The sequence below is a fragment of the Calditrichota bacterium genome (assembly GCA_014359355.1).
Classification (GTDB): Bacteria; Zhuqueibacterota; Zhuqueibacteria; order JANLFK01; family Oleimicrobiaceae; genus Oleimicrobium.
In genome coordinates this window covers 1-2,524 of sequence record JACIZP010000305.1, presented here as the reverse complement: position 1 = coordinate 2,524, position 2,524 = coordinate 1, and the positions used below count along the sequence as shown (strand labels likewise).

General features: G+C 62.2%; 4 protein-coding genes. All 4 read left to right on the top strand.

All coding sequences use genetic code 11. The annotated features are described in order from the left end of the window. On the top strand, positions 1–435 hold a 435-nt coding region (locus tag H5U38_13160), incomplete at its 5' end, for a hypothetical protein (protein ID MBC7187976.1). Between the two features lie 88 nt (positions 436–523). Next, positions 524–1,105 carry a GIY-YIG nuclease family protein gene (locus H5U38_13155; protein MBC7187975.1) on the top strand — a complete coding sequence of 194 codons (582 nt, stop codon included), beginning with the start codon at positions 524–526 and terminating at the stop codon, positions 1,103–1,105. Then, on the top strand, positions 1,071–2,000 hold the full coding sequence (locus H5U38_13150) for a radical SAM protein (protein ID MBC7187974.1): 930 nt from the start codon (positions 1,071–1,073) through the stop codon (positions 1,998–2,000). Before H5U38_13155 ends, H5U38_13150 begins: the two co-directional genes overlap by 35 nt. A gap of 35 nt (positions 2,001–2,035) precedes the next feature. After that, the coding region (locus tag H5U38_13145) for a DUF2961 domain-containing protein (GenBank protein ID MBC7187973.1) at positions 2,036–2,524 on the top strand (489 nt) is incomplete at its 3' end.

The following is a 2,524-nucleotide window of genomic DNA, read 5'->3' as shown; positions in this document are numbered from 1 at the left end:
GGTTTCAGCCTTGGGGACTTGCTGGCGAATGAGGCAGGGGCAGCATTCCCCATGCTGCAGCGTCGCCACCCGAGCCTGCAGAGGGTGAACATTAAGTGGAGTTATCACCCCTCGGGCGATCCAGTCTACGGCAGGTACGCGGTGGAAGACTATGCAGGAATGACCTTCTGGCTTTGTCTGGACGCCCACATGCTGCTGCCCCGGCCGGTGCGGCAACACTGGCCCGACGTGGTGGACATCGCGGTTGGTTACGGGACGACCAGCAAGATCGGCGGACGCAAGGAAGTGTACCTGGCTCTGGATTTTGACCTCAGAAAGGTCCACTTCCGGAGTTCGGTATTGCGCGCCGTTGCGGAGATGCTCAACGTCGTGCACATGCCGGCACCGGCGCTGCGCATACGCCCTCATGCCGCCTACCACCTTCTCTACTTTTGAGAGGCCAGAACTGGTGGCCGCCTGCGACGCGAGAACGCGCGCCGGAGGAATTGGCGAGGGTTGGAGGGCCGTGGACCGGAGCTTTGCGATGCATCGGGCGGAGTGCCCAGTTAAGCAGATCACGTGCCCTGGGGTTGGTGCCACCGGCGCGGCCGCAGCGCGGGATGCCGTGCGCCTGCTGTGGCTCACCGCTCATGCGATCGAAGCAGGAGCGTTGCACTCGGCAGCGGTTCAGACGGCAATCACCTATGTGTTAGTGGTACAACTTGGGCACTCATTTGCTGGAGTCATCGGGAAATTGGGGTGGTGCCGGCTGCAACAAGGCTATTATCTCTACGTGGGCAGTGCCAGGCGCGGAATCGGGCAGAGGGTAGCTCGGCACATCCGGCACAAAAAGGTCCGGCGCTGGCACATCGACTATCTGACCACCGCTACCGCAGCGACTGTGGTAGGCGCACTGCTGTCGGCTGAGCGGGGCGAATGCGCGCTGCAAAAGTTTCTCAGGGAAAGGGGGTGTCAGCCAGTGCTGCCTGGTTTCGGAGCTTCTGACTGTAGCTCAGGCTGTGAGAGCCACCTTTTGCGGCTGAACGACCAGCATTCTTTCCTGGCTGACCTGTTACGCAGCGAGGCGCAGGATGGAGTACAGACCTTCGTACTTGGCACTTCATGAGCGCGGCGAGCTGGAGGAGCGCATTGCCGCCCTGCGGGCCATCTTGCGCTCATGCGCCTTGTGCGCCCGGCGGTGTGGGGTCGATCGTCTGGCAGGGGAGATTGGCTACTGCAAAGCAGGGAAAGAGGCAGTTGTGTCCAGTGCCTTTCCGCATTACGGCGAAGAGGCACCGCTCGTCGGCATGCATGGTTCCGGCACCATCTTCTTGGCCCATTGCAACCTGCGCTGCGTGTTCTGCCAGAACTGGGAGATAAGCCACGGAGGCGAAGGTCGCGAGGTTTCGCCCCGGGCGCTGGCTGACATGATGCTTGCCCTGCAGCGCGCAGGGTGCCACAATATCAACTTTGTGACCCCGACCCATTTCGTGCCGCAGATTGTCGAGGCATTGCCATTGGCGATCAAAGGGGGGCTCAAGGTGCCGCTGGTGTACAACTGCGGCGGGTACGAGGCCCTGGAGACCATCAAGCTCCTGGAGGGGATTTTTGACATCTACATGCCCGATGCCAAGTTCGCCGACCAGTCGTGGGCCAAGCGGTATTGCGACGCGCCTGACTACTTTGCCGTGAACAAGGATGCGCTGCGGGAGATGCACCGCCAGGTGGGCGAGCTCAAAATGGACGCGCTGGGCATCGCCTACCGCGGGCTGCTCATCCGCCATCTGGTGATGCCCAACGGGGTTGCCGGCTCCGAGGCGGTGCTGCGTTTCATCGCGGAGGAACTCTCGGCCGATTCCTACGTGAACATCATGGCACAGTATCGTCCCTGCTATCGCGCGCACCAGTTCCCGGAGATTGCCCGCGCGGTGAGCCATAAGGAGGTTGCCGAGGTAATCGCATTGGCCCGGCGTCTCGGTCTGCACCGGGGGTTCGAAGATTATCGGGGCGTGCTCTGGTAGGCTTTGCTGGCAACGGTTCGAAGGAGGTGGTGGCCATGAAAAGACATCTGTTCTGGGCGACAGGCCTTCTCGCGCTCGCCGTCCTTCCGTACTGGGCGCTGGCCCAGGCGCGGGTGGAGGACTTTTCGCTGGGAAGGCTCCCCTACTTCAAGGAGAGCCGTCTACGGCAGATCTCCAGCTTCGACCGGAGCGGTGGCAATGCCGATCGGCTGGTCATCCCGCGCGGCCAAACAGCCGTCCTGGCGGATATCAAGGGCGCTGGCGTGATCACGCGCATCTGGCTGACCATCGCTTCTCGTGACCCGCACTTCCTGCGGCGCATCGTGTTGCGCATGTACTGGGACGACGAGAGCTCGCCCAGTGTGCTCTGCCCTGTCGGCGACTTTTTCGGAACGGGCTTTGGCTACACCCACTACACCTCCCTCTTGCTGGGCATGTCCAGTGGGGGTTACTACTGCTACTTCCCCATGCCTTTTGCCCGGCGCGCCCGCGTCGAGGTGGTCAACGAGACCGATTATGACGTC